This window comes from Variovorax sp. Soil_C_19 (assembly GCF_057657255.1).
The window spans coordinates 377,672-400,796 of record NZ_JBDGIV010000002.1; the positions used below are offsets into that span (position 1 = coordinate 377,672).

Sequence of the window (23,125 nt, forward strand, 5' to 3'; positions counted from 1 at the left end):
GTCGTCGGCAAAAAGGTATTCGAAAGGACTCAAGGAACCAGACCTTAGCGCATTCGGACCGGCCAGTCCGGGACCCCGCAGAATGCAACACAATGGCGTTCCGAGAAAACCATGCGCCCGCCCCCAAAGCCCTCCCCGTCCGCCGCACCGTTCGACAGCGAGGCCCTGCTGCGCGCCGCCGGCCTGCGCGTGACGCGCGCGGCGCAGACGGTGCTGGCGCTGCTGGCGCAGGCCTCCCAGCCACTCACGCACGACGACCTGGTCGCCGCCTACACCGCCGCAGCCGGCACGCGGCCCGACCGCGTGACCGTCTATCGCGTGCTCGACCGCCTGGTCGAGGCCGGCCTGTGCGATCGCCGCGTCGGTGCCGACCGCACCAACCGCTTCTCGCGCCACGTGGACGCCGCATCGGGCCACCGCTTCGAATGCGATCAGTGCCACAAGGTGCTCGCACTGCCCGCCGATCCCGAGCTGCCCAAGGTCATGAGCCGGCTGGGCCGGGAACTGCGCAAGCACGGCATCGACGCCCGCCGGACCGCGTTCACGCTGCACGGCACCTGCGGCGAATGCAGCGGCTGAACGCGCGATGCCACACCCGCGCCTGCCCGTCCTCTACAGCTTTCGCCGCTGCCCCTATGCGATGCGCGCGCGCCTTGCGCTGCTCGCGAGCGGCCAGTGCTGCGAACTGCGCGAAGTGGTGCTGAAGCACAAGCCGGCCGACATGCTCGCCGCCTCGCCCAAGGGCACGGTGCCGGTGCTCGTGCTGCCCGACGGCACGGTGATCGACCAGAGCCTGGACATCATGCACTGGGCGCTCGGGCGCAGCGACCCGATGCACTGGCTGGCGCCGGCCACGGGCTCGCTCGGCGACATGCTCGCGCTGGTGGCCGAGTGCGACAACGGCTTCAAGCCGCAGCTCGACCGCTACAAGTACCCGCAGCGCTTCGAGGACGCGGCCCCCGATGCGCGCGAGCGCGGCGCGCAGTTCCTGCTGCGGCTCGACGCCCTGCTGGCGCCGGCGGGGCAGCTCTTCGGTGCAGCGCCGGCGCTGGCCGACGCCGCCGTCATGCCTTTCGTGCGGCAGTTCGCGATGGTCGATGCCGCATGGTTCGGCATGCAGCCGTGGCCGCACCTGCACCGCTGGCTGGCGGGCTGGACCGCGTCGGCGCTGTTCGAGCGCGCCATGCACAGGCATGCGCCTTGGCAAGCCGGCGCGCCCGGGATCGTCTTTCCACCATGATTCGCGCACGACAACAGGAGTTCCTCCCATGCAGACATCCGCCGGCGGCAGCGCCCGCCACTTCTCGGGCACCTATGCCGAAGCCCGCGCCAAGTTCCTCGACGCAGCCTCCGCGCGCGGCGCAGCGATCGAGAGCTTCGTGCACCCCGCGCACCGCGGTGCGCTCGGCGAGGAATTGGCCACCGACCTGGCACTCATCGGCGCGAAGGACGCGAAGAAGCTGCTGCTCGTGACCTCCGGCACGCATGGGCCCGAGGGCTTCTGCGGCTCGGGCGCCCAGGTCGCCACGCTCGACGACGCGGACCTGCTGGGCCGCCTCGCGCAGGCCGGCGTGGCGCTGCTGCTGGTGCATGCGGTGAACCCGCACGGCTTCTCGCACCTGCACCGCACCAATGAAGACAACATCGACCTCAACCGCAACCACATCGACTTCGGCGCGCCGCTGCCGGTGAACGCGGGCTATGCCGAGGTCGAGCCGCTGGTGCTGCCGGCCAGCTGGCCGCCGACGCCCGCCGACGAGGCGGCGCTTTCCGCCTACATCGCGCAGCACGGCATGCGCGCCTTCCGCGAAGCCGTCACCAAAGGCCAGTACACCTCGCCCGACGGACTCTTCTACGGTGGCACCGCGCCGTCGTGGAGCAACCGCACGATGCGCGCGATCCTGCGCAGCTACGCGGCCGCGGCCACGCACATCGGATGGATCGACATCCACACCGGGCTCGGCCCCTACGGCCACGGCGAGAAGATCTACCCGGGGCGCAACACGCCCGAAGACCTCGCGCTGGCGCACGCCTGGTGGGGCGCCGACGTGTTCGCGCCGTTCGCGGGCGACTCGGCGTCGGCCGACGTGTCGGGGCCGGTGGTGTCCATCGCCTACGACGAGTGCCCCGGCGCGCGCATCGCGCCCATGGGGCTGGAGTTCGGCACCCTGCCCGACCTGGAGGTGCTCACGCGCCTGCGCGCCGACACCTGGCTGCGCCGCCACCCCGAGGCGCCCGCATCGCAGCAGCGCGAGATCCGCCGCCAGCTGCGCGACGCGTTCTACTGCGACAACGACGAATGGAAGGGCATGGTGCTCGGGCAAACGCGCGTGGTGCTGCTGCAGACGCTGCAGGGGCTGCGCGCGGCCTGAAGGCCCGCATCGGGCGGCCTTCCTCAGCCGAGTTCTTTCAGCCGAAGTTCGGCGCCCGCCGCTCGCGCAGCGACGCCACGCCCTCGCGCACGTCGGCGCCCGCGAAGCCCATGAACTCGAGCGCGAGCGAGGCGTCGAAGGTCGGCCCCGCCTGGCGCAGCCAGTTGTTGAGCGCGTACTTGGTGAAGCGGATCGCGCTCTGGCTGCCGGCCGCGAGCCGGTCGGCGACCTCGTAGGCGCGCGCGAGCAGGTCGGCCTCGTCCACCGCGAGCGACACCAGCCCGATCCGTTCGGCTTCCTCGCCGCTCACGGGCTCGCACAGCAGCAGGTGGTACTTGGCCTTGGCCATGCCGCACAGCAGCGGCCAGACGATGGCCGCATGGTCGCCCGCGGCCACGCCGAGGCGCGTGTGGCCGTCGACGATCTTCGCGTTCTTCGCCGCGATCGAAATGTCCGCCAGGAGCCCCGCCACGAGCCCCGCGCCCACCGCTGGGCCGTGCATGGCGCTCACGATCGGCTTGTCGCAGTTGATGATGTTGTAGACCAGGTCGCGCGCTTCTTTCCACACGCGCTGGCGCACCACGTCGTCGGTGGTCATGTCCTGCACCATCGCAAGGTCGCCGCCGCCCGAGAAGCCCTGCCCCTCGCCGCGCAGCACCGCACAGCGCACGCTCTCGTCGGCCGCCACGTCGCGCCAGATCTCGGCCAGCTCGCGGTGGCCGTCGTGGCCGGCAGTCGGCAGCTTGCCGTTGGCGGCGCGCATCTGGATGTCGAGCACCGCACCGTTGGCGCCGCGGCGGGTGATGGAAAGGGTCTGGTAGCGCGCGTAGTCCATGGCATGTCTCCGTCGATGCCCACGAAGGGGCGGTGTTACTTCTTCGCTGCCGCGATGTCGCGGCAGCGCTGCAGCTCGGCCTCGAAGCGCGATGCAAGGCCCGGCTCGCAGGCGTCTTCGTTGGGCATGAGCCGGCACATGCCGACCACCGTGTAGTCCATCACCGCCGAGGTGCACATCGCGTAGGGCGCAAGCTCGGGGTTGGCGGTTACCTTGAAGCCCCAGCGCTCCGAGAACTCGACGGTCCGGGCGATCGCGCCGTGAAAGAAGCCGCGGTCCCTGGCGGCCACGGCCGCCTCCATGCGCGGCAGTTCCTCGTTGAGGTAGCCGACCGCTTCGAGCGGGAAGGCGGCAGGGCTCTGCTGCTGCGCGCTGGCCAGCGAGGCCGCCAGCACGAGCGGCAAGGCGGCGAGCGTTCGGCGCAGCACGGGGGAAGAAAGGATGGACGGCTGGCGGCGGTGGTGGTGCATGGCCCGTGATTCTGCAACGTCTGGACGCATCGCCAAGGGCGCCCCAATGGCTTACCGGCTCTTTTTTTGGCGATCGAACTTGCGCCAGTACTGGAATTCGTCCTCGTGCACCTCGAGGTCCACTTCGGACACCCGGGCTTGCAATCGCTCCTGCACGTCGGCCACGGCCTTGTTGTAGACGATGGGGCCGATCTCTTCCAGGAAGAAGCCCAGCAGCGCCCCTGCCGCGACATTGCCGATCGGCTCATCCATGTTCTCGCGAAAGTAGCGTTCGATGGAGGCAATGGCCTGCGGGCGGGCGTCCTTCGGAATCTCGAGGGTCATGGCGGCGGCTTTTCGATGTCTGCGGGCTGTCGATTCTGCCCGGCCTCTCCTTGCGACAATGGTGCACCTCCCGTTCCACACCCACACCGCTTTCGCCCGAAACAACCATGGCCTCCAAACAACTCCGCACACGCGACCGCGGCATCCTCTGCATCGTGATCGGCGCCGCCGTGCTGCTGGCGCCGCGCTTCCTGCAAGGCACACGGTGGTTCGAGATGATCGCGGGCGCCTACCTCGTCGGCTGGTTCGCGCTGGTGCTCGGCGTGGCGCTGGTGGTCGTCGACCTGGTGCAGCGCGCCAAGGGGCGGCGCTGAGGCTCAGCGGCGGAGCTTCTTGACGAGCTCGACCACTGCGAGCACCACGGCGCCGGCCACGAGGCCGACCGCCGCATTGGCCGCCATCGAGCCGAGCGTGCCGAACACGCCGCCCGCGGCTTCGGCCCAGGCCTCGACCGCATGGCCGAGCTTCGGCACGCCGTGCACCAGGATGCCGCCGCCCACGAGGAACATGGCCGCCGTGCCGGCGATCGAGAGCCCCTTCATGAGCCAGGGGGCCGCCGCCAGGATGCCGCGTCCCAGGCCGCGCGCCGCCGCGCTCGCGCTCTTGCTCAGGTGCAGGCCCGCGTCGTCGAGCTTCACGATGCCGGCGACAAGGCCGTAGACGCCGACCGTCATGATCATCGCGATGCCGACCAGCACGCTGAGCTGGGTGGTGAACGGCTGGCCCTGCACGGTGCCGAGCGTGATGGCGATGATCTCGGCCGACAGGATGAAGTCGGTGCGCACGGCGCCCTTGATCTTGTCCTTCTCGACTGCGACCACATCGACGGCTTCGTCGGCCACCGCCTGCTCGTGGCGCGCGGTGTCGGCCGCGTGCTCTTCCTTGTGCAGGAACTTGTGGGCGAGCTTTTCGCAGCCTTCGAAGCACAGGAAGGCGCCGCCGACCATGAGCAGCGGCGTCACCAGCCATGGCAGCCAGGTCCCGATCGCCAGGGCGGCGGGCACGAGGATGGCCTTGTTGACGAGCGAGCCCTTGCACACGGCCCAGACCACCGGCAGCTCGCGCTCGGCCTTGACGCCCGAGACCTGCTGCGCGTTCAGCGCGAGGTCGTCGCCGAGCACGCCGGCTGTCTTCTTGGCAGCGACCTTGGTGAGGACCGAGACGTCGTCGAGGACGGTCGCGATATCGTCAAGCAGCAGAAGCAGGCTGGAGGCCATGGAGAGAGTCGGAAGTTGAACAGGGAAGCGGAGAGCTTATCCGCAAGCCGCTCAGACGACGCTGCGCTTGAGCCGGATTTCTTCGATGCGCACCGTGCCGAGCGCGGTGGTCTTGGCGGTCTTCATCTCGCGCTTGAAGCCTGCGAGCTCGTGGAAGCGCATGGCGCGCTCATTGCGGATCGGGACCCAGATGGTGACGGTGGTGCAGCCCTCTTCCTCGAGGCCTTCGCGTGCGGCGTCCCAGAGCGCGACGCCGACGCCCTTGCCCCAGTGCTCGGGTTTGACGTAGATGGCCCAGATCTCGCCCGTGGTGGACGGCGTCTTGGGGTCGCGCGAGCGGTCGAAGCCGACGAAGCCGACGACTTCGCCGTCGTGCACCGCCACCTGAACCTGCGGTTCGCTGAACTCGATGGCCTCGCGCCACTTGGCTTCGCGCGTGGCGGGCGTCAGCGCGCGCAACTCTTCTTCGGGCAGGATACCTTCGTAGGCAGCCTTGGCGGCCACGGCGTGGATCTCGGCGACAGCCTTGGCGTCGCGCATGGTGGCGGGGCGAACTTCGTAATCGGACATGGATGCTGGGGAATCGGATGGAACCGCGTATTGTCGCCGCACAGCTAAACTGCCTGCTGATCAACGCCGCACGCGGCATCGGAAGGACGCCATATGGCCAAAGGTCAGCAACGCACGAGCAAGGAAGCCAAGAAACCGAAGAAGGACAACGCGCCGCCGAAACCGGTGGGCGGCGGCATCGAGCCGGTGCGCACCCTCACCACCGCGGTGATCCCGCGCGGCAAGCTCAAGAACAAGTGAGCGACGCGCCAGCGCCCGGCACCCCGGTGGCGCCCCCGCCGCCGGCGCAACCGCGCAACCCGCTGCACGGGCTCACGCTCGAAGCCATCGTCAGCGCGCTGGCCGCGCACTATGGCTGGCAGCGCCTGGGCGAGATGGTCCCGGTGCGCTGCTTCACGACCGACCCGAGCGTGGCATCGAGCCTCAAGTTCCTGCGCAAGACGCCGTGGGCGCGCGAGAAGGTCGAGAGCCTGTACCTCTTCATGCTGCGCGAGCAACGCCGCGAGCAGCAGCACCAGGCGCGGCCCGCGCGGTGAAGGTCCGGCTCGAACCGTCGGGCCTGGTCTTCGACGCCGAGGCCGGTACCACGCTGCTGAAAGCCGCCGCGGCGGCCGGCATCGAGATGTCCAGCTCGTGCCGCAACGGCACCTGCCGCACCTGCATCTGCCAGGTGGTCTCGGGCCGCACGCGCCACACCATCGAATGGCCCGGGCTGAGCGCCGAGGAAAAGGCCGAGGGCTGGATCCTGCCCTGCGTGGCCGAGGCGCAGGGCGACCTCACGCTCCACGCGCCCGCGGCGTTCTCGCACTTCTGAAACGCTGGCGCGGCTACCTGCGCACGACCGGCTGCAACGCCACCACCAGCCGGTCGCGCTGCGCCAGCGAGGGGAAGAGCCGGAACCATCCGAGCGCCACCAGCATGGTGCCCACGCCGCCGAGCACCACCGAGCCCACAGGCCCGAGCAGCGCCGCCGTGGCGCCCGATTCGAACTCGCCGAGCTGGTTGCTGGCGCCGATGAAGATCGAGTTCACGGCGCTCACCCGGCCGCGCATGGCATCGGGCGTCTCCAGCTGAACCAGCGTCTGCCGGATCACCACGTTGACCATGTCGGCACCGCCCGAGACCGCGAGCGCGATCAGCGACACGATAAAGCTGCGCGAGATGCCGAACACCACCATGCAGAGCCCGAACAGACCGACCGCCATCAGTAGCGTGCGGCCGACGTTCCGCTCGATCGGTCGGCGCGTGAGCGCGATCGACATCACCAGCGCCCCCACCGCCGGCGCGCTGCGCAGCAGCCCCAGCCCCCACGGCCCCGTGTGCAGGATGTCCTTGGCATAGATCGGCAGCAGCGCCACCGCGCCGCCCAGCAGCACCGCGAAAAGATCGAGCGAGACCGCGCCCAGCACGGGCTTGCGCTTCCAGATGAAGTCGACGCCCGCAAACACCGTGGCGAGCGTGACCGGCTCGCGCGCGGCCGGCGTGTGGGCATAGCGCAGCCGCAGCACGAGCGTGCAGGCCACCGCGAAGCACAGTACCGTCGCGCCGTACACCACCGCCATGCCCGCCACGAACAGCAGCCCGCCGAGCGCGGGCCCGCCGATGATCGCGCCCTGCATGCCGGCCGAGCTGAAGGCCATCGCACGCGGCAGCATGGTGGGCGGCACCAGCAGCGGCGTGAGCGCCTGCTGCGCCGGCATCTGGAACGCGCGCACCGCCCCGAGCACCAGCGACAGGCCGAGCAACAGGCCGCGCGAGTCACCCTGACGCAGCACCGCGGCCAGCAACGCCAGCGCCACGATGCCCTGCACCGCGAAACAGGCCGCCACGATGCGGCCGCGGTGGTGCCGGTCGACCACGTGACCGGCCAGCAGCGCCAGCAGCAGCGCGGGAACGAACTGGTAGAGGCCGACGAGCCCGAGGTCCCAGGCGCTGCCGGTGAGCTCGTACATGTGCCAGCCGATGGCCACCATCAGCATCTGCGAGGCTGCGGTGCCGAAGAGCCGCGCCACCCAGAGCCGCATGAAGGGCCGTTCGCGCCGGAGGTCGGCAAAGCTGGGTGCGGAAGAAGAAGCGGGGGCGGGGCCGGACATTCGTTTGAGGATAGCCGAGCGCCAGGTCTCTACACTCCGGCGCAGCCATGACCGACCTCGATGCGATCACCCTCGTCCACGAAGACGCCCACCTGCTGGTGCTCGACAAGCCCGCCGGCCTGCTCTGCGTGCCCGGGCGCGGCGAGGACAAGCAGGACTGCCTGAGCGCGCGCGCCCTGCGGCGCTGGCCCGACGCGCTGATCGTGCATCGCCTCGACATGGCAACCAGCGGGCTCGTGCTGCTGGCGCGCAGCCCCGCGGTGCAGCGCGCGCTCGGCGATGCCTTTGCGGACCGCCTCGTGCACAAGCGCTACGAAGCCATTGTCGACGGCGCGATGCCGGTACAACACGAGAAGGAGCAGGCGTGGTCGGTCATCGATGCGCCCCTGATGGCCGACTGGCCGCGGCGTCCGCTGCAGAAGGTGGACCCGGCGGGCAAGCCCAGCCTCACGCGCTGGCGTGAGCTCGGCTCGGCCGCTGTGAGTTCTTCTTCAGATGGCGCGGCGATGATGGCCACCCATGTGCTGCTCGAGCCGCTGACTGGACGTTCGCACCAGCTGCGCGTGCATCTGCTGTCGATCGGCCATCCGATCCTCGGCGATGCGCTCTACGGCAGCGACGAGGTCCGTGCACGCGCCCCACGGCTGCTGCTGCATGCGAGCGAACTGGGCTTCGTGCATCCGGCGACGCAGCAGCCGGTGCGCTTTCGCAGTGCGCCGGACTTCACGCTCGCCGCGCTCTGCGGGCCCGCTACAGCCCGCCCTTGACCACGAGCACGGGCATCGGCGCGTCCTGCAGCACACGCTGCGTGACGCTGCCGAGCAGCAGCTTCTCGATGCCGCTGCGGCCGTGCGAGCCCATCACGATCAGGTCGGCCGCGATGGCGATCGCGGTGTCGACGATGCCTTCATGCACCACATGGCCGTCGATCACGCGCTGGTCGCTGTGCAGGCCCTCGGCCGCGAGCGCGGCCACGCCGCGCGCCAACGCCGCATTGGCGCTGGCCGTGGCGGCGGCAAGGTATTCGTTCTGGCCGAGCGCATAGTCGGCGCCCACGCCGATGAAGGGGTAGTTGTCGATCACGTGGATCAGCGTGATCCGACTTCCGAAAGCCAATGCCAGGCCGCTGGCCTTGCTGACGGCGAGCATGGAAGTTTCGGAGCCGTCGATCGGAACCAGGATGTGATTGAACATTGGCGGACCTCACTTTCGTTCGCATACAGACAGGCGCGGCTCGCGCGGAGCCGGCCCTCGAATTTAACCCCTGTGCCGGGGCAGACACTGTAGGACTCGGACCAGCGGGATCAATCCCCCTGGAAACCCTCAGCGCGGCAGGTGACGACGAGCGTGTCGCGCCAGCCGGCGCTGCCCTCGTCGAGCGGCTGGATCGGCGTGGATTCGTGGATCACGCGCGCGTCGTCGAGCAGGAGCAGCGTCCATGGCTCGGTCATGGTGAAGCGCTCCCCGCGCCGGCCATTGGCCTCGAAGACGCGCGTCTCGCCGCCCTTGATGCCGCTGCGGCCCACCAGCGCCACCGCAACGAGATCGACCCCATCGCGATGCGCGCCCTCGGGCGTGGGCCGGCCGATGCCGCCCGCGGTGTCGATGCGGAACTGGTGCGCTTCGACGAACCAGGGCCGCGCCGCATGGCCGCGCATGCCGCTCGCGGCCTCGGCGAGGCGCTGCATCAGCCGCTGCCACGCCGGCTGCGCGATGGTCGCCTCGTGCATCGGCGCGAACCAGCGCTGCATGCCACCATGCAGCGCGTTGTATTCGACCGGCTGCCAGTGCGCGCGGTGCGGCACCTGCGCCACCGCATCGCCCTCGACCGTGAAGCATGCATGGCGCCGCGTGCGGTAGCGGCCGCCGTCCTTCAGGTATTCGTCGGGCGGAAGATCGCTCCAGTCGGCATGCAGCGCCTCGAGTGCGTCGAGCGGCATGCCGAGCCATTCGCTCACCGCCTGCGGGCTCAGCACCGCATAGCCCTGCTCGCGCAGCGCGGCCGTGAGTTCGGCGGGCGCGACGAACGGCGGCGCGAAGGCGGCCGTGGTCACGATGCAGTGACTTTCACGTCCTTCCAGAATGCCACGCGGTCGCGGATCTGATCGGCTTCGGGCTTGGGGTCGGTGTAGTACCAGGCGGCATCCGTGAGGAGTTCGCCGTTGACCAGCAGCGAGTAGTAGCTGGCCATGCCCTTCCAGGGGCAGGTGGTCTTGTGGTTGCTGAAGGTGACGTGTTCGCGGTGGAGCGAGTCCATCGGGAAATAGTGGTTGCCTTCGACGAGCACGGTGTCGTCGCTCTCGGCGATGGTCACGCCGTTCCAGGTTGCTTTCATGTTCTGCTCTCCAGGGTGCGGGTGCTTCTGTGTTTGGCTTTTTTGGCCCGCGAGGGAGTATTGTGCATCCGCGGACTGGCTTGTTTTTCGGGGTCGGGTCTCGCCCCGGCGGGCGAGCTACAGGTCGGCCCTCTTTTGCCCTCTCCCGGAGGGAGAGGGAGCAAGAACAGCCGGGCGCGAATGGAGGCCCGGACGAGACCCGGCGCCTCGGAAAAACTCAAGCCCCCAGCCAATGCACGCTGAACAGCCTCTCCGGATCCGTCCATACCCTCCCCGGCCGAAACCCCGCCTTCACCGCCAGCGTCCGCAGCCCGTCGACAGTGAACTTGTGCGAGTACTCGGTGTGGATCGTCTCGCCTTCCTCGAAGCCGAAGCGCTCGCCGCACAGCGACACGCTCTGCGCCCGCCGGCTCACCAGATGCATCTCGATGCGCTGCTTCGGCGCGTTGTAGAACGCCGAATGCGCGAAAGCGTCGATGTCGAAGTCGGCATCGAGCTCGGCATTGGCGCGCTGCAGCAGGTTGAGGTTGAACGCCGCGGTCACGCCTTGCGCGTCGTTGTAGGCCGCATGCAGCCGGTCGGGGGCCTTCACGAGGTCGACGCCGATCAGGAGCCCGCCGCCGCGCAGCATGCGCGCCGCGAGCTGCAGGAAGGCCAGCGCATCGTCGGGCTCGAAATTCCCGATCGTCGAGCCGGGAAAGAAGCCCACGCGCTTGCCCGCACCCGGCAGCGGCGCGGGCAGCACCAGCGGCATCGTGTAGTCGGCCGCGATCGGCTGCACGGCCAGCGCGGGATAGTCGGCCTTCAAACGTTCTGCGGCAGCTTCGAGGTGCTCGCCCGAGATGTCGATCGGCAGGTAGCGCTTCGGCGCTTCGAGCGCATCGAGCAGCAGCCGCACCTTGGTCAGCGATCCCGCGCCGAACTCGACGATCTCGGCGCCCGGACCGGCCTGCTCGGCGATCTCCGCTGCGCATTCGCCGAGGATGCGCAGCTCGGTACGCGTGGGGTAGTACTCGGGCAGATCGCAGATCCGGTCGAACAGCTGCGAGCCCGCGGCGTCATAGAAGAACTTGGGTGAGATGCTGCGCGGGCGGCGCGACAGCCCCGCGAGCATCGCGCGGCCGAATTCCGACAGCGGGGCATCGGTAGAAGGCTGGCGCTGCTGCTGCGCCGTGGCGAACGACAAGGAAGACGACGAGCTGGAGGGATTGCGCATGATTCAAAGGTCTTTGGCGAGCCGCAGCCCGGAAAACTGCCAGCGCGCGGCCGGCGGGAAGAAGTTGCGGTAGCTGGGCCGCGTGTGCCCGGCTGGGGTCGCGAGGCTGCCACCGCGCAGCACGAGCTGGCCGACCATGAACTTGCCGTTGTATTCGGCCGCGATGCCGGGCATGGGCTTGAACCCGGGGTACGGGTCGTAGGAGGAGCGCGTCCACTGCCAGACATGGCCGGTCATCTGCGAGATGCCGGGCGTGTCGAAGGCGGCCTCCCATTCGAACTCGGTCGGCAGCCGCGCGCCGGCCCATTCGGCATACGCCGCGGCCTCGTAGAAGCTCAGCTGCGACACGGGCGCATCGGGCTCCATCGGCCGCACGCCGTGTAGCCCGAACACATGCCAGCCGGCCTGGTGCTGCTGCGCCGTCGCGCCGAGCCGCGGGTCGTCGGCATCGAGCCAATAGGCCGGATGCCGCCAGCCCAGCGACTGCACCGCGGCCCAGCCGTCGGAGAGCCAGAGCTCGGGACGCCGGTAGCCGCCGTCGGCGATGAACTGCGCGTACTCGCCGCAATTCACGAGCCGGTCGGCGATGGCATGCGGCTGCAGCAGCGCTGCGTGGCGCGGCGTCTCGTTGTCGAAGGCAAAACCCCGCTGCGGGCCTTCATGGCCCACCTGCACCACGCCGCCCGGCCGCGACAGCCAGCGCATGGGCACAGGCACGGCCGCGAGCCGCAGGGCCGGGCCTGCGGCGGGCTTGTAGGCCGGCAGCAGCGGGTTGCACGACAGCGCATGGAGGATGTCGGTGAGCAGCAGCTCCTGGTGCTGCTGCTCGTGGTGCAGGCCGAGCGTCAGGATCGGCTCGATGGTTGCCCAGTCCTGCGCGCCGATGTCGCTGTCGAGCCATGCGAGCACCGCCTCGTCGACATGGCGCCGGTAGGCCCGCACCTCGTCGACCGAAGGCCGCGTGAGCAGCCCGCGCTGCGGGCGCGGATGGCGCGGGCCAAGCGCCTCGTAGTACGAATTGAAGAGGTAGTGCAGGCGCGTGTCGAACGGCGTGTAGCCCACGGCATGCGGTTGAAGCAGCACAGTCTCGAAGAACCAAGTGGTGTGCGCGAGGTGCCACTTGGTCGGGCTCGCGTCCGGCATCGATTGGATGCACTGGTCTTCGGCCGAGAGCGGCGCGGCGAGCGCCAGGCTGGCGGCCCGCACCTCGCGAAACCTGTCGCGCAGTGCGCTCGCCGCCGGGGTGATCGGCCGGGAAAGCGTCATGGTGTCTCCAGTCGGGTCAGCCGGAAGTTGTAGCCGATCGGCGTGACGGCGGCGCGTAGGACAAGTTCGCGCACTCGCTCGCTCGCCCGGAAGAATGTCAACGTCCGGCGATCGGCCAAGGGACGGCCACTTTGGCACAAGACGCGGCGGCGTGCACGGCGGCTGCGTATCATCCGTTCGATATGCAAAGCCCCAATGCCCCCGCCCGTGCGCACGTGGTCATCGTCGGCTGCGGTTTCGGCGGGCTCGAAGCCGCCCGCAAGCTCGAACGCGCCGATGTGGACGTGACGGTGATCGAGAAGACCAACCATCACCTGTTCCAGCCGCTGCTCTACCAGGTGGCCACGGCCGGCCTTGCGGCACCGTCGATCGCAGCCCCGGTGCGCGCGTTGTTCCGCCGGCAGCCGCGCATCACCACGCTGCTCGGCGATGTCGGCGCGATCGATCCGGCGGCACGTGCGGTGCATCTGGCCGACGGCAGCCGCGTGGCCTACGACCACCTCATCGTGGCCGCAGGCGCCACGCACAGCTACTTCGGCCATGACGAATGGGCACCGCTCGCGCCAGGCCTCAAGACGCTGGCCGATGCCTTCGAGATCCGCCGCCGCGTGCTGATGTCGTTCGAGGCGGCCGAGATCGAGACCGATCCGCAGCGCCGCCGCGCACGGCTGACCTTCGCGGTGATCGGCGCCGGACCGACCGGCGTCGAAATGGCCGGCACGCTGGCCGAGATCGCGCGCCACACGCTCGCGGGCGAATTCCGCCACATCGATCCGGGCAGCGCGCAGGTGCTGCTCATCGAAGGCGGCCCGCGTGTCTTGCAGGCGATGCCCGAGAGCCTGAGCCAGAAGGCGCTCGAGCAGCTCGAGCGGCTCGGCGTCGACGTGCGGCTCAATGCGCGCGTGACGGCCATCGATGCCGATGGCCTCGAAGTGCAGTCCGGAGGCGGCGGCGCCGATGGCGCGCCGCCCAGCAGCTATCGCGTCGACAGCAGCTGCGTGGTGTGGGCCGCGGGCGTGGCGGCCTCGCCGCTCGGCCGCATGCTCGGCGAGGTGACCGGCGCCGAATGCGACCGCGCGGGACGCGTCAAGGTCGAGCCCGACCTGAGCCTGGCCGGGCATCCCGAGATCAGCGTGGTCGGAGACCTCGCGGCGGCGCTGAGCCACGCGCCCGGCCAGGTGCCGAAGCCCGTGCCCGGCGTGTCGCCTGCCGCCAAGCAGATGGGCCGCGCGGCGGCCGCAAACATCCTGCGCCGCATTGCCGGCGAGCCCACCGTGCCCTTTCGCTACCGCGACTACGGCAACCTCGCCACCATCGGCCGCAATTCAGCAGTGGTGGACCTCGGCACGCCGTTTGGTCCGCTGCGCTTCAGCGGCCGGCTCGCGTGGCTCTTCTGGCTGTTTGCGCATGCCTACTTCCTGATCGGCTTTCGAAACCGCATCGTCGTGATGATGGACTGGGCGGGCGCCTACTGGAGCTTCCAGCGCAATGCACGCGTGGTCGCCGACGTGCAGGGCCGCAGCGAATCCTGAGATGTCGCTGGCCTTCTGGATCGCGTTGCATGCGCTCGATGCGGCGTTCTGGCTCTGGGTGCTGCGCTGGGGCGGCGCGGCCTGGCTCGAGGGCACCTTTGCCTCCGGCTTCCTGGTCAGCATCTTCGCGCCGCGCTGGAGCGCCGAAGGCCTGCGCATGTTCGCGCTGCTGATGCTCGTGGTGTGTGCGGTGAGCTTTGTCGCGGGGCTCTTCGTGCCGTCGCTGCGCTGCCTCTACGGCGGCGCCTGCTGAGCGCGGCAGCTCAGAACGGCGCAAAGCCCTCGGACCGGCTCTCGCGCTGGCGCTGGCGCCACTTCCAAGGCGGCGTGGGCCTGGCGCCAGCCCACAGCCCCACGCGCTTTTTGCGCGCGCTGCGCTGCAACTCGTCCAGCTTGCCGCCGTGCCGCGCGGCGCTGCCATGGAAGTCGTACACCCAGGCCCAGCCTTCCGTCACCATCCAGGTGGCGGCGTCCTGGCCGTCGCAGCGCACGTCGGCCACGGTGCGGCCGTAACGGTCGGTGTCGCGCTCGGTGATGAGTGCCTGCTCGAGGTAGCACAGCCGGCTCAGCGCCTGCCTGCTGCGCCGTCCGTAGGGTTGCGAGAATTCGGGCGCGTCGATGGCCGTGATGCGCACCCGGACCTCCTCGTACGACCCGATGCGCCCGCAGCGCGCCGTGAGCGTATCGCCATCGCTGATGCCGACCACGAGGCAAGTCCGCGCAGCGGCCTGCGACGCGAGCGGCAGGGCCACCAGGACACAGCAGGCGAGCAGATGGCGAAAGAGGCGCAGGGGCATGGCAGGCGATGAAGAGAAGACCGTGGCGGCGAAAGCCACGGATTCTCCGCGCGAAGCGCCCGGGGCCGCGCCTGCGAACCGCCTGTTACGCGGCGGCGGCGGGTGTGGCCGAGGCGTTCTCGTCCTCTTGGAGCAGCCGCCACATCACCTTGCCGCTGCCGCTCTTGGGCAGCGCGTCGACGAACTGCACCTTGCGCGGGATCTTGTAGACCGCCATGTTCTCGCGGCACCAGTCGATGATCTCCTGCTCGGTGGTGTCCTTGTGCGTGGGGCGCAGCACCACCACCGCTTTCACCGACTCGCCGCGGTAGCTGTCCTTGGTGGAGATCACGCAGGCTTCCTGGATCGCCGGATGACGGAACATCAGCAGTTCCACCTCGGCCGGCCAGACCTTGAAGCCGCTCGCATTGATCATGCGCTTGAGCCGGTCGGTGATGAAGAAGTAGCCGTCCTCGTCCATGCGGCCCATGTCGCCCGAGCGGAAGAAGCGCTTGCCCTCGAACTCCACGAACGTCGCCCGCGTTGCGTCGGGGCGCTTCCAGTATCCCTGGAACACCTGCGGCCCACGGATGATGATCTCGCCCGATTCGCCGACCGGAAGTTCCGCCAGCGTGTCGGGGTCGACCACGCGCGCATCGGTGCTCATGAACGGAATGCCCAGGCACTGCTGCTTGGGATGGTCCGACGGATTGGTATGCGAGGGCGCGGCGGTTTCGGTGAGGCCGTAGCCTTCCTGGTACTTGAGCCCGTACTGCTCGAACAGGCGCTGCGCCACGGCCTGCGGCATCGCGGCACCGCCGCCGCCGATGTAGTTCATGCTCGAGAGGTCGTAGCCTGCGAAATTGGGACTGGCCATGAGGTCGATCACCATGGTCGGGATGTTGGTCCAGCTCGTGACCTTCCAGCGCGAGATCAGGCGCCCGGCCACCTCGCGATCCCAGCGCGGCATGACGACCAGCGTGGCTCCAGCGAGGATCGCGGTGTGCATCATGCTCACCACGCCCGTGATGTGGAACATCGGCACCACCGCTAGCACCACCGCCTCGGAGGTCGCCTGGCCCCAGAGCTGGCCCGCCACCGCGTTGTGCATCAGGTTCGAGTGGTGGTGCACGCAGCCCTTGGGCAGCCCCGTGGTGCCGCTGGTGTAGGGCAGCAGCGCCATGTCGTCGGCGCCCACCACGTGCGCGGGCGCGGCATGGCCGGCCGCGAGCGCATCGGTCCAGGCCGTGACCTGGCCGCCGTCGAGTTCGGGCAGCGCATGGCGCGTGCAGAGCCAGTCCTTCCAGGCCGGCGCGGGCGCGTCGTCGCCGCCCGCGTCGGCGTCGAAGGCATCGGTGAACTGCGTCACCACAAGGTGGGCCAGCCGCTCCTCAGGCGGCAGCGCATTGCTCGCCTTCGCCAATTCGCCCGCGAGATCGCCGGTGGTGATGGCCACCTTGGCGTCGGGATCGACGATGTAATGCTTGAGTTCCTCGGCGCGGTTCATCGGATTGACCGGCACCACCACCGCGTTGGCGCGCAGGATCGCGAAGTGCGCCACCACGAGCTGTGGGCAGTTCTGCATGCCGAGCACCACGCGGTCGCCGCGGTTCACGCCCAGCGCATGCAGCGCACCGGCCAGGCGCTCGACCTGGTCGGCCAGCTCGCGGTACGACGTCACCCGGCCGAAGAACACCAGCGCCGCCTTGTCCGGGTAGCGCGCCGCCGAAGTCGCCAGGTTGTGCCACAGCGAGGTGGCGGGCACGGTGATCGAATGCGGCAGGCGCTTGGGCCAGAACGCGTGGTGCGGGCGTGTTTGCATGGTCGGTCGGGCGGGGAAAAGAAGACAAGGAAAAAAGGCAGGCCGCAGCCTAAGCCGAGCCGCGCGCCGCGCCCATCGGGGAAGCCCCCGGGGGCGTCACCTTGGCGACGCCGTCGCGTTTCCGGCATGGCGCAAGTGCGCCGCTACACTGCGAAAAAGGACTTAGAACCGGACCGGCCGCAGCCGCACGCGCCCTACAGAGACTGGAATGAAAGCAAACGAAGCAGGACCGACCTCCCCCGCCAAAAAAAGCCCGCGCAAGATCCCCGCGGATGGCAAGAAGGGGACCGGCACGCCTCGCCTTTCGAAAGAGGCGCGCGAGCAGCAGATCGTGCAGAAGGCGATCCAGGTTTTCGCGGAACGCGGCTTCAGCGCGAGCACGCACGAGATCGCGCGCGCGCTCGGCATCACCCAGCCGCTGCTCTACAACTACTTTCCGACCAAGGAAGCGCTGGTCGAGCGCGTCTACGACGAAGTGTTCGTGCGCAGATGGGATCCGGTCTGGGAAGACTGGCTGTCCGACAGCACGCAACCGCTGGCCGCCAGGCTCAAGCGCTACCTGAAGGACTATGCGCGCTTCGTGTTGAAGAGCGACTGGGTCCGCATCTTCATTTCGGCGGGCCTCTCGCGCGAAGGCATCAACCAGCGCTATGTCGCTCGACTGCGGGAGCGACACTTCCTGGTGATCGCGCGCGAGATGCGCAAGGAATACGGCATCCCGGAGCCCACCAGCGAGGAAGAGCTGGAGGACGAGATCGACCTGATCTGGTCCATGCACTCGGGGGTGTTCTACATCGGCGTGCGCAAGTGGATCTATGCGCTTCCGGTGCCCAAGAGCATCGATCGGGTGATCGACATGCGCGTCGACAGCTTCCTGCTGGGCGCACCGCAGGTGCTGAAGCGCTCACGCGAGATCGCGAGAGATCACCCCTCTTCCACGACCGGTCGCGCCGCAGCGCTTGCCGGCTCCGACACCGGCAAGCGCTGATCCTAGCGCTCAGGCCGGCTTGATCCGGACCGCCCGCTTGGGCCTGGACAGAAAAGCCAGGAATGCAAAGCCGATCGTGATGGCGCCCTGGAAAGCCCAGGCGGTGTCGAACCCCCAGCCGTCCGCGATCATGGTGAACAACGGCGGGACGGTGGCGCCACCGACGGCAACGATGCTCAGCATCAGCCCGATCGCCGTCGGTACATCGGAGATCAGGAAGCCGCTGTCGCGCTCACCCGGAATGGACACCCACGGCACGAATGCGGCGATAAGTGAAGCCCCGATGACAGCGGCAGCGATCTGGAGGCCCAGCAGGTCCAGGTGAGGGATCAGGAAAAACATGAGCGCTTCGACCGCGCAGGCGCCCACGAAGGTGGGAAGCAGCCCGAATGCGCGGTCGGACAGCCACCCCCCGATGAACCCACCCGCAATGCCGCTGAACATCAGGATGGCACCGATGCCTTCGGCCACGGAGGCGTCGACGTTCAGCGTCGTCTGCGCGTAGTGCGGCAACAGCTGCGCAGCGCTGAAGTAGCTGCCGTACGCGCCCAGCAGTGCCAGCCCCATGACCCAGAGCGTCGGATTGCCGAAGACGCGGCGCAGCGAGTTCTTGCCCAGGTGATGGCCCTCGAGCACATCGCCGCTCCCGCTCGGTGGCGTGGGAAAGAGTGCCAGCACGAAGACCAGCGTCGCCAGGCCGATGCCTGCCCCGATCGCCAACCCCTCCCGCCAACCGAGCGATGCAACGACCGGGCCCCAGCCGAACAGGCCGATGGCGGCGCCCAGGGTGAAGGCCCCGCCCTGGATCACACCGTTGGCCGTGGCGAGCTCCTTGCCGCGAAACCAGGCGGCGGTAAGACCGATGGCGCTGCCGATGAAGACCGAGCCGCCGACGCCGCAAAGCAGCCTCCCCGCCAGAAGGATCTCGTAGGACGGCGCCCAGGCCGAGACGGCCGCGCCGATCGTCTCGACCACGATCCCGAAGAGCATCGCGTTGCGCATGCCATAGCGCTCCGCCAGCCAGCCGCCGGGAATGTGCGCAATGCCGTATCCCGCGATGAAGGTGCCCACGATGACGCCCACCTGCGCAAACGACAGCTGCATCTCTTTCGCGATCTCGCCGAACGCCGGAACGATGCAGAACCAGTTCAGCGTGAACTGCAGGAACGCAATGAAGATGATTGCCAGTGCGGCCCAACGATTTTTCATGATGCTCTCTCGCCGTTGTTGAAGATTCAGGCATGGCTCGGCCCTGCAGGCGCCACGAGTGCGCCTGCAAAGGGCTGAAGCGTTATTGCGGCATTCCGGCATCGAAGCGCCGGGCCGCGCGGTTCAGGTCAGGCGCCTGCGACCGCGGACGGCGATGTGTAGAGCCTGTTCCAGAAGAGGAGCGGCCTTCTCTCGCTGGTCAACAGGTTCTTCACCGCCGCTATGAAGAGCCGGTGCGACCCGGCATCGGTGGTCGACACCACCGAGCACTCGGCGGAGATGGCGCCGCCGGCCATCAGCGGCTCACGCCCCGCGCCCTGGCTGATCCATTCGACGCAAGAGAAATCGTAGGGTTCGCCCGATCGCGGCCGTCCCGCGAACATGTCGGCAATGTGCGCCTGGTCGTCGGCGAGGATGTGCACGGCAAATGATCCGGTCGCCGTCATGGCGCTGCACATGCGGCTGTTCCGGTTGATGCACACCGACACCAAAGGCGGATCGGCGGAAACGGACAGGAACGAGCTGACCGTCAGTGCCATGCGCTGGCCGTCGGCCATGGTCGTGACCACGCAGACCGGCGACGCTGCCTGGCGCATGGCCGACAGGAACGATTCCTTGGAGACCGGCTCTGCATCCCGCGCGCAAGGCACCTCGCACGCGGTCCGGGACGGGAATGTCTGAAGCATTTGATCTTCCTTCCGTTAGTCGTCGAGCGCCTCGACACCGCACGGGAGATCGAGCAGGACGCGGCCGTACGTCGACGCGTTGACATCCCAGTTCTGCGTGATGTGGCGATTGGCCACCGTCATGTCCACTGCGCAGCGCGATATCGGGTTGCGCTCGTAGATCACGCCGCCGCCGCCGGCTTCGAGCACGAGGTTCACCGCCGATGCTGCGAGCTTTCCGGCGTAGGTGGCAATGGCCCGGTACCGCGTCCTGTCCTCGACGCTCGCGCTGCCGCCGCCCTTGTAGAGCACTTCGATTTCCGCCAGCACCGAGTAGATGAGCTGGCGCGCGGCCAGCACCTCGGTCCTGGCTTGCGCCACCTTGACCTGCTGTGTCGTGAAGCTCGCGACATTGCTGCCCGACATGGTGGAAGCGCGCTTGCGTGCGTTCTCGAGGTAGTACTCGACCGCTGCTTCCGCGATGCCGAGCGGGGCGCATCCGATGAAGCAGCCGAACATCGCGTACGGCGGCGCCTTGTACAGCCAGCTCGTGTTGAGCTTCGAACCGGGGCTGCGGCCGTCTCCCTTGAGGTCGTCCATGCCGACCGCCCTGTGCTCGGGCACGAAGACATCGGAGAAGGTGACGTCATGGCTCGACGAACCACGCAGCCCGATCGTGTACCAGGTGTCCAGGACCGTGATCTCGTTGCGCGGCACGACGAAATGCAGTTCCTTCGGCTTGCCCGAATCGTCCACCATGCAGTCGCCGGTGAAGATCACCCAGTCGGCGATCTCGACCCCGCTCACGAAGGGCCAGCGCCCCGTCAGCCGGTAGCCGCCGTCGACCTTCACCGCCTTGCCGATGCCGGGAATCAGGATGCCGCTCAGGAGCGCGTCGGGCGCGCGACCCCAGACCTCGTCCTGGGCTTGCTCTGGCCAGTTGGCGAGCATCAGGTTGTGCTGCAGGTTCTGCGCCAGGATCCACGCCGTCGAACCGCAACCGTGGCCAACCTCCCGCAAGATGTCGGCGCCTTCGACCAAGCCACCTTCGGCCCCGCCATAGCGCCTGGGCTGCCACAGGCGGGCCACCCCCGAAGACTTGAGCCGCAGCCGCGTCTCTTCGGGCGGTCGGCGCATCGCGTCGGTCATCGGCGCCATCTCGCGCAGGAACGGGATCATCTCCCGCGCCCTCGCCACCAGTTCGGCGCCTTCGAGATGGCTGCTCGCGTTCTTTACCGGGTAGTCCATTGCACTTTCTCCTTGCTCAAGATGGCTGGGTGGTTGCGGGGTCAGGAAAGGATCGGGTCGACTCGAGGGTTTCGACGGGGAAGTTCAGTTCGATCGTGATGCCCGACGGATCTTCGAGAAACATCTGGTGCAGGCCCAGGCCCGGCACCGCTCGTTCGCGGTAGCTGATGTCGCCAGCCTCCAGCCTTTCCCGGAATTCCTCAAGGCCGTCGGCGAGAAAGGCAAGGTGGTCGATCACGCCCGTGCCAAGTTCGTCATCTTTCCTCGCGCCCAGGTAGGCGGCAAGGCCACTCCCGTCGCCGGCGGTGCCGATCAGATGCACGACGCCATGGTCCTGTTCATCTTCATCCTGGTAGAGCCAGGCACCGGGAAAGTCGAGGCGGGGTCGATAACCCTCGCGCAGGCCAAGGATCTCGACATAGAACTTCTTCGAGGCTTCGAGCTTCGATGTTCTGACCGAGTAGTGACCCAGTTTTCTAACGGGCATAGGGCTCCAATACAAATGATCAATCAATAAATTGTCATTTACGAGAATGGTTCAGCGCATGCAGAGCCGTAAGCCATTGTCTTAAATGATCGTTTGATAAATAGTACATCGCGCCCGCGGGCGTCTGCAAGCCTGGGAGAAACCCTCGGGCGCATGAGTCCGGTCGATCGGCCGAGATCGGGCCAGATGCGCGACTACAGACAGCCGGGGCTGTTCGAGCGATACAGGAGCCTTCTCAACTTCGAATCAGAGGAACCCCATGGCAGCAGAAAAGCACGCGAGCGTCCGCTGGGAAGGCGCCGGCAAGACCGGCAAGGGCCAGATCAGCACCGAGACCGGTGCACTCAAGGACTATCCCTACGGCTTCGCGAGCCGCTTCGAGGACGACCGGCGCGGCACCAACCCCGAGGAAATCGTCGGCGCGGCGCACGCGGCGTGCTTCACGATGGCCTTTGCCTTCGCGCTCGAGAAAGAGGGGCTCACGGCCACCCGCATCGACACGCGCGCCGCCGTGCGACTGGCCAAGGACGGCGAAGGCTTCAAGATCGATCGCATCGCGCTCGAGCTCGACGCGGCCGTGCCCCAGCTCGACGAGGCGAAGTTCCAGCAGATCGCCGCCGCAGCAAAGACCGGCTGCCCGCTGTCGAAGGCGCTCGCGAGCGTGCCCGAGATCACGTTGAAGGCGACGCTTTCGGCCTGATTGCCGCGTCGCCGAGGCCGGTCGCGACGCCGAGGCGTGCCGCGAGGTGCGCGGCGTCGTAGGGTGCATGCACCTTCACGTCGTTGTCGAAGTAGCAGTACACGTCGCGCGGCTTCCGTCCCGCGCCGCGGTGCGGGCCCGCGAGCCGTGCGTCCTTCACCTGGCGACCTTGGCGCCAGGCATCGATGCGCGCAGCCCAGCGGTCGAGTGCCGCGTCGTCGTAGCCGCTGGCGTAGAGCTCCTTGTCGCCATGCAGCCGCATGTAGACGAAATCGGTGCACAGGTCCTCGAGCAGGGGCCAGCGCCCCGCGGTGTCGGCCACCACCAGCGCCACGCCATGACGGCGCAGTAAGGCGATGAACTCGGGGTTCTCGAAACTCGCATGCCGCACCTCGACCGCATGCCGCAGGCGCTGCCGCGCGGGCACCTCGAGGAAGGCGCGACCCTCGACCTTGTCGTCGTGCTGCCGCGCCAATGCGAGCGCCGAGCGGCCGTTGCGCGGCAGCAGCGAGAAGAAGTCGTCGAGCCGCTCTGCGTCGAACGAGAACGTGGGCGGCAGCTGCCACAGCATCGGCCCCAGCTTGGCCCCGAGCGCGAACACGCCCGACGCCAGGAAGTTGGCGAGCGGCGTGCGCACATCCTTAAGGCGCAGGATGTGCGTGAGGTAGCGCGGCCCCTTCACCGCGAACACGAAGCCGTCGGGGGTTGCGTCATGCCATGCCCGGTAAGACGCGGGGCGCTGCAGCGAATAGAACGAGCCGTTGATCTCGATCGTGGGCAGCATGCGCGAGGCGAACTCGAGCTCCTGCCGCTGGGCCAGGCCCTCGGGGTAGAAACGGCCGCGCCACGGCGCATAGCGCCAGCCCGAAATCCCGATCCGCGTCTCGCCTTGCATGGTTCGCCGTTGTCGTTCGGCTGGCGGCGGGTGCACGTAGGAAGATGCCCTGTCGCCAGGCCGGCCGCCCGGCGGCCGCGACAATGGGGGAACCGCACAGCCTGT

Annotated in this window: 30 protein-coding genes; 12 read left to right on the top strand and 18 right to left on the bottom strand. The window is 68.5% G+C overall.

Annotated features, from left to right (window positions below; all coding sequences use genetic code 11):
- Nucleotides 1-111: 111 nt before the first annotated feature.
- The 3 genes from AC3A6R_RS06185 to AC3A6R_RS06195 are packed head-to-tail and all read left to right on the top strand — an operon-like array spanning nt 112 to nt 2,372.
- Complete coding sequence (locus AC3A6R_RS06185; protein ID WP_487858163.1) at nt 112-579, top strand: Fur family transcriptional regulator; 468 nt, start codon at nt 112-114, stop codon at nt 577-579.
- A gap of 7 nt (nt 580-586) precedes the next feature.
- Nucleotides 587-1,240, top strand: a complete 654-nt coding sequence (locus AC3A6R_RS06190; RefSeq protein WP_487864015.1) for a glutathione S-transferase — start codon at nt 587-589, stop codon at nt 1,238-1,240.
- Nucleotides 1,241-1,268: 28 nt separating this feature from the next.
- On the top strand, nt 1,269-2,372 hold the full coding sequence (locus AC3A6R_RS06195; RefSeq protein WP_487858165.1) for a M14 family metallopeptidase: 1,104 nt from the start codon (nt 1,269-1,271) through the stop codon (nt 2,370-2,372).
- A 37-nt stretch (nt 2,373-2,409) separates the two neighbouring features.
- On the opposite strand, the gene AC3A6R_RS06200 is transcribed toward AC3A6R_RS06195, so the two are convergent.
- From AC3A6R_RS06200 to AC3A6R_RS06210, 3 genes are read right to left on the bottom strand one after another with little or no spacing between them, the layout of a single operon-like run.
- A complete protein-coding gene (locus tag AC3A6R_RS06200; protein ID WP_487858166.1) occupies nt 2,410-3,207 on the bottom strand; it encodes an enoyl-CoA hydratase/isomerase family protein in 798 nt (265 codons plus the stop codon).
- 35 nt (nt 3,208-3,242) lie between these two features.
- On the bottom strand, nt 3,243-3,677 hold the full coding sequence (locus tag AC3A6R_RS06205) for a hypothetical protein (protein ID WP_487858167.1): 435 nt from the start codon (nt 3,675-3,677) through the stop codon (nt 3,243-3,245).
- Nucleotides 3,678-3,728: 51 nt separating this feature from the next.
- The gene (locus AC3A6R_RS06210; protein ID WP_487864016.1) at nt 3,729-4,001 is read right to left on the bottom strand and encodes a DUF2164 domain-containing protein; all 273 of its coding nucleotides are present in this window, start codon (nt 3,999-4,001) and stop codon (nt 3,729-3,731) included.
- 107 nt (nt 4,002-4,108) lie between these two features.
- On the opposite strand from AC3A6R_RS06210, the gene AC3A6R_RS06215 reads away from it, so the two are divergent.
- Entirely contained in the window at nt 4,109-4,315 is a 207-nt protein-coding gene (locus tag AC3A6R_RS06215; protein ID WP_487864017.1) for a hypothetical protein, read from the top strand.
- Nucleotides 4,316-4,318: 3 nt separating this feature from the next.
- On the opposite strand, the gene AC3A6R_RS06220 is transcribed toward AC3A6R_RS06215, so the two are convergent.
- On the bottom strand, nt 4,319-5,218 hold the full coding sequence (locus tag AC3A6R_RS06220) for a DUF808 domain-containing protein (protein WP_487858170.1): 900 nt from the start codon (nt 5,216-5,218) through the stop codon (nt 4,319-4,321).
- 51 nt (nt 5,219-5,269) lie between these two features.
- Complete coding sequence (locus AC3A6R_RS06225; protein ID WP_487858171.1) at nt 5,270-5,788, bottom strand: N-acetyltransferase family protein; 519 nt, start codon at nt 5,786-5,788, stop codon at nt 5,270-5,272.
- A gap of 93 nt (nt 5,789-5,881) precedes the next feature.
- On the opposite strand from AC3A6R_RS06225, the gene AC3A6R_RS06230 reads away from it, so the two are divergent.
- Genes AC3A6R_RS06230 through AC3A6R_RS06240 form a run of 3 tightly spaced genes read left to right on the top strand, consistent with a single transcriptional unit; the run spans nt 5,882 to nt 6,602 of the window.
- The gene (locus tag AC3A6R_RS06230) at nt 5,882-6,028 is read left to right on the top strand and encodes a hypothetical protein (protein ID WP_487858172.1); all 147 of its coding nucleotides are present in this window, start codon (nt 5,882-5,884) and stop codon (nt 6,026-6,028) included.
- Nucleotides 6,025-6,324, top strand: a complete 300-nt coding sequence (locus AC3A6R_RS06235) for a VF530 family protein (protein WP_487858173.1) — start codon at nt 6,025-6,027, stop codon at nt 6,322-6,324. Before AC3A6R_RS06230 ends, AC3A6R_RS06235 begins: the two co-directional genes overlap by 4 nt.
- Nucleotides 6,321-6,602, top strand: coding sequence for a 2Fe-2S iron-sulfur cluster-binding protein (locus AC3A6R_RS06240; protein ID WP_487858174.1), 282 nt, complete (start codon nt 6,321-6,323; stop codon nt 6,600-6,602). Before AC3A6R_RS06235 ends, AC3A6R_RS06240 begins: the two co-directional genes overlap by 4 nt.
- 13 nt (nt 6,603-6,615) lie before the next feature.
- Here AC3A6R_RS06240 and AC3A6R_RS06245 read toward each other — a convergent pair whose 3' ends face one another.
- On the bottom strand, nt 6,616-7,812 hold the full coding sequence (locus tag AC3A6R_RS06245; RefSeq protein ID WP_487858623.1) for an MFS transporter: 1,197 nt from the start codon (nt 7,810-7,812) through the stop codon (nt 6,616-6,618).
- Between the two features lie 116 nt (nt 7,813-7,928).
- On the opposite strand from AC3A6R_RS06245, the gene AC3A6R_RS06250 reads away from it, so the two are divergent.
- Nucleotides 7,929-8,648 (top strand): RluA family pseudouridine synthase, encoded by a 720-nt coding sequence (locus AC3A6R_RS06250; RefSeq protein ID WP_487858175.1) that lies wholly within the window; start codon nt 7,929-7,931, stop codon nt 8,646-8,648.
- On the opposite strand, the gene AC3A6R_RS06255 is transcribed toward AC3A6R_RS06250, so the two are convergent.
- The 5 genes from AC3A6R_RS06255 to egtB all read right to left on the bottom strand — a co-directional run bounded on the left by AC3A6R_RS06255 (nt 8,632) and on the right by egtB (nt 12,698).
- Complete coding sequence (locus AC3A6R_RS06255; RefSeq protein ID WP_015866434.1) at nt 8,632-9,075, bottom strand: universal stress protein; 444 nt, start codon at nt 9,073-9,075, stop codon at nt 8,632-8,634. The genes AC3A6R_RS06250 and AC3A6R_RS06255 overlap by 17 nt on opposite strands.
- A gap of 110 nt (nt 9,076-9,185) precedes the next feature.
- Nucleotides 9,186-9,935 (bottom strand): 2OG-Fe dioxygenase family protein, encoded by a 750-nt coding sequence (locus AC3A6R_RS06260; RefSeq protein ID WP_487864018.1) that lies wholly within the window; start codon nt 9,933-9,935, stop codon nt 9,186-9,188.
- A complete protein-coding gene (locus AC3A6R_RS06265) occupies nt 9,932-10,216 on the bottom strand; it encodes a DUF427 domain-containing protein (RefSeq protein ID WP_487858177.1) in 285 nt (94 codons plus the stop codon). Before AC3A6R_RS06265 ends, AC3A6R_RS06260 begins: the two co-directional genes overlap by 4 nt.
- Nucleotides 10,217-10,433: 217 nt before the next feature.
- Nucleotides 10,434-11,432, bottom strand: coding sequence for an L-histidine N(alpha)-methyltransferase (gene egtD / locus AC3A6R_RS06270; protein ID WP_487864019.1), 999 nt, complete (start codon nt 11,430-11,432; stop codon nt 10,434-10,436).
- Between the two features lie 3 nt (nt 11,433-11,435).
- Nucleotides 11,436-12,698: an ergothioneine biosynthesis protein EgtB gene (gene egtB, locus AC3A6R_RS06275; protein ID WP_487864020.1), complete on the bottom strand. Its 1,263-nt coding sequence runs from the start codon at nt 12,696-12,698 to the stop codon at nt 11,436-11,438.
- A gap of 182 nt (nt 12,699-12,880) precedes the next feature.
- Between egtB and AC3A6R_RS06280 the strand changes: the two genes are divergently transcribed.
- Both AC3A6R_RS06280 and AC3A6R_RS06285 read left to right on the top strand, forming a co-directional pair.
- Nucleotides 12,881-14,230, top strand: a complete 1,350-nt coding sequence (locus tag AC3A6R_RS06280) for an NAD(P)/FAD-dependent oxidoreductase (RefSeq protein WP_487864021.1) — start codon at nt 12,881-12,883, stop codon at nt 14,228-14,230.
- Between the two features lies 1 nt (nt 14,231).
- Nucleotides 14,232-14,483: a hypothetical protein gene (locus AC3A6R_RS06285; RefSeq protein ID WP_487858181.1), complete on the top strand. Its 252-nt coding sequence runs from the start codon at nt 14,232-14,234 to the stop codon at nt 14,481-14,483.
- Between the two features lie 10 nt (nt 14,484-14,493).
- Here the strand turns inward: AC3A6R_RS06285 and AC3A6R_RS06290 are convergent, their stop codons facing one another.
- Nucleotides 14,494-15,027, bottom strand: a complete 534-nt coding sequence (locus tag AC3A6R_RS06290; RefSeq protein ID WP_487864022.1) for a thermonuclease family protein — start codon at nt 15,025-15,027, stop codon at nt 14,494-14,496.
- Nucleotides 15,028-15,112: 85 nt separating this feature from the next.
- A complete protein-coding gene (locus tag AC3A6R_RS06295) occupies nt 15,113-16,828 on the bottom strand; it encodes a long-chain fatty acid--CoA ligase (protein WP_487864023.1) in 1,716 nt (571 codons plus the stop codon).
- A gap of 208 nt (nt 16,829-17,036) precedes the next feature.
- Here AC3A6R_RS06295 and AC3A6R_RS06300 point away from each other — a divergent pair, with 208 nt between their 5' ends.
- Nucleotides 17,037-17,816 (top strand): TetR/AcrR family transcriptional regulator, encoded by a 780-nt coding sequence (locus AC3A6R_RS06300; protein ID WP_487858184.1) that lies wholly within the window; start codon nt 17,037-17,039, stop codon nt 17,814-17,816.
- 9 nt (nt 17,817-17,825) lie between these two features.
- Here AC3A6R_RS06300 and AC3A6R_RS06305 read toward each other — a convergent pair whose 3' ends face one another.
- From AC3A6R_RS06305 to AC3A6R_RS06320, 4 genes are read right to left on the bottom strand one after another with little or no spacing between them, the layout of a single operon-like run.
- The gene (locus AC3A6R_RS06305; RefSeq protein WP_487858185.1) at nt 17,826-19,127 is read right to left on the bottom strand and encodes an MFS transporter; all 1,302 of its coding nucleotides are present in this window, start codon (nt 19,125-19,127) and stop codon (nt 17,826-17,828) included.
- A gap of 26 nt (nt 19,128-19,153) precedes the next feature.
- Nucleotides 19,154-19,711 carry a flavin reductase family protein gene (locus AC3A6R_RS06310; RefSeq protein ID WP_487858186.1) on the bottom strand — a complete coding sequence of 186 codons (558 nt, stop codon included), beginning with the start codon at nt 19,709-19,711 and terminating at the stop codon, nt 19,154-19,156.
- 15 nt (nt 19,712-19,726) lie between these two features.
- Entirely contained in the window at nt 19,727-20,938 is a 1,212-nt protein-coding gene (locus AC3A6R_RS06315) for an acyl-CoA dehydrogenase family protein (protein ID WP_487864024.1), read from the bottom strand.
- A gap of 16 nt (nt 20,939-20,954) precedes the next feature.
- A complete protein-coding gene (locus AC3A6R_RS06320; RefSeq protein ID WP_487858188.1) occupies nt 20,955-21,425 on the bottom strand; it encodes a VOC family protein in 471 nt (156 codons plus the stop codon).
- A gap of 259 nt (nt 21,426-21,684) precedes the next feature.
- On the opposite strand from AC3A6R_RS06320, the gene AC3A6R_RS06325 reads away from it, so the two are divergent.
- The gene (locus AC3A6R_RS06325; RefSeq protein WP_487858189.1) at nt 21,685-22,125 is read left to right on the top strand and encodes an OsmC family protein; all 441 of its coding nucleotides are present in this window, start codon (nt 21,685-21,687) and stop codon (nt 22,123-22,125) included.
- On the opposite strand, the gene AC3A6R_RS06330 is transcribed toward AC3A6R_RS06325, so the two are convergent.
- On the bottom strand, nt 22,097-23,020 hold the full coding sequence (locus tag AC3A6R_RS06330; RefSeq protein WP_487864025.1) for a DUF72 domain-containing protein: 924 nt from the start codon (nt 23,018-23,020) through the stop codon (nt 22,097-22,099). The genes AC3A6R_RS06325 and AC3A6R_RS06330 overlap by 29 nt on opposite strands.
- Nucleotides 23,021-23,125 lie beyond the last annotated feature (105 nt).

Coding starts and splice junctions, on each gene's coding strand:
- AC3A6R_RS06330 (WP_487864025.1), bottom strand. CDS start 23,020: ATGCAAGGCGAGACGCGGATCGGGATTTCGGGCTGGCGCTATGCGCCG.
- AC3A6R_RS06295 (WP_487864023.1), bottom strand. CDS start 16,828: ATGCAAACACGCCCGCACCACGCGTTCTGGCCCAAGCGCCTGCCGCAT.
- AC3A6R_RS06320 (WP_487858188.1), bottom strand. CDS start 21,425: ATGCCCGTTAGAAAACTGGGTCACTACTCGGTCAGAACATCGAAGCTC.
- AC3A6R_RS06220 (WP_487858170.1), bottom strand. CDS start 5,218: ATGGCCTCCAGCCTGCTTCTGCTGCTTGACGATATCGCGACCGTCCTC.
- AC3A6R_RS06300 (WP_487858184.1), top strand. CDS start 17,037: ATGAAAGCAAACGAAGCAGGACCGACCTCCCCCGCCAAAAAAAGCCCG.
- AC3A6R_RS06290 (WP_487864022.1), bottom strand. CDS start 15,027: ATGCCCCTGCGCCTCTTTCGCCATCTGCTCGCCTGCTGTGTCCTGGTG.
- AC3A6R_RS06310 (WP_487858186.1), bottom strand. CDS start 19,711: ATGCTTCAGACATTCCCGTCCCGGACCGCGTGCGAGGTGCCTTGCGCG.
- AC3A6R_RS06185 (WP_487858163.1), top strand. CDS start 112: ATGCGCCCGCCCCCAAAGCCCTCCCCGTCCGCCGCACCGTTCGACAGC.
- AC3A6R_RS06225 (WP_487858171.1), bottom strand. CDS start 5,788: ATGTCCGATTACGAAGTTCGCCCCGCCACCATGCGCGACGCCAAGGCT.
- egtB (WP_487864020.1), bottom strand. CDS start 12,698: ATGACGCTTTCCCGGCCGATCACCCCGGCGGCGAGCGCACTGCGCGAC.
- AC3A6R_RS06265 (WP_487858177.1), bottom strand. CDS start 10,216: ATGAAAGCAACCTGGAACGGCGTGACCATCGCCGAGAGCGACGACACC.
- AC3A6R_RS06315 (WP_487864024.1), bottom strand. CDS start 20,938: ATGGACTACCCGGTAAAGAACGCGAGCAGCCATCTCGAAGGCGCCGAA.
- AC3A6R_RS06305 (WP_487858185.1), bottom strand. CDS start 19,127: ATGCCGGAATGCCGCAATAACGCTTCAGCCCTTTGCAGGCGCACTCGT.
- AC3A6R_RS06195 (WP_487858165.1), top strand. CDS start 1,269: ATGCAGACATCCGCCGGCGGCAGCGCCCGCCACTTCTCGGGCACCTAT.
- AC3A6R_RS06245 (WP_487858623.1), bottom strand. CDS start 7,812: ATGCGGCTCTGGGTGGCGCGGCTCTTCGGCACCGCAGCCTCGCAGATG.
- AC3A6R_RS06190 (WP_487864015.1), top strand. CDS start 587: ATGCCACACCCGCGCCTGCCCGTCCTCTACAGCTTTCGCCGCTGCCCC.
- AC3A6R_RS06250 (WP_487858175.1), top strand. CDS start 7,929: ATGACCGACCTCGATGCGATCACCCTCGTCCACGAAGACGCCCACCTG.
- AC3A6R_RS06285 (WP_487858181.1), top strand. CDS start 14,232: ATGTCGCTGGCCTTCTGGATCGCGTTGCATGCGCTCGATGCGGCGTTC.
- AC3A6R_RS06230 (WP_487858172.1), top strand. CDS start 5,882: ATGGCCAAAGGTCAGCAACGCACGAGCAAGGAAGCCAAGAAACCGAAG.
- AC3A6R_RS06200 (WP_487858166.1), bottom strand. CDS start 3,207: ATGGACTACGCGCGCTACCAGACCCTTTCCATCACCCGCCGCGGCGCC.
- AC3A6R_RS06255 (WP_015866434.1), bottom strand. CDS start 9,075: ATGTTCAATCACATCCTGGTTCCGATCGACGGCTCCGAAACTTCCATG.
- AC3A6R_RS06325 (WP_487858189.1), top strand. CDS start 21,685: ATGGCAGCAGAAAAGCACGCGAGCGTCCGCTGGGAAGGCGCCGGCAAG.
- egtD (WP_487864019.1), bottom strand. CDS start 11,432: ATGCGCAATCCCTCCAGCTCGTCGTCTTCCTTGTCGTTCGCCACGGCG.
- AC3A6R_RS06215 (WP_487864017.1), top strand. CDS start 4,109: ATGGCCTCCAAACAACTCCGCACACGCGACCGCGGCATCCTCTGCATC.
- AC3A6R_RS06280 (WP_487864021.1), top strand. CDS start 12,881: ATGCAAAGCCCCAATGCCCCCGCCCGTGCGCACGTGGTCATCGTCGGC.
- AC3A6R_RS06210 (WP_487864016.1), bottom strand. CDS start 4,001: ATGACCCTCGAGATTCCGAAGGACGCCCGCCCGCAGGCCATTGCCTCC.
- AC3A6R_RS06205 (WP_487858167.1), bottom strand. CDS start 3,677: ATGCACCACCACCGCCGCCAGCCGTCCATCCTTTCTTCCCCCGTGCTG.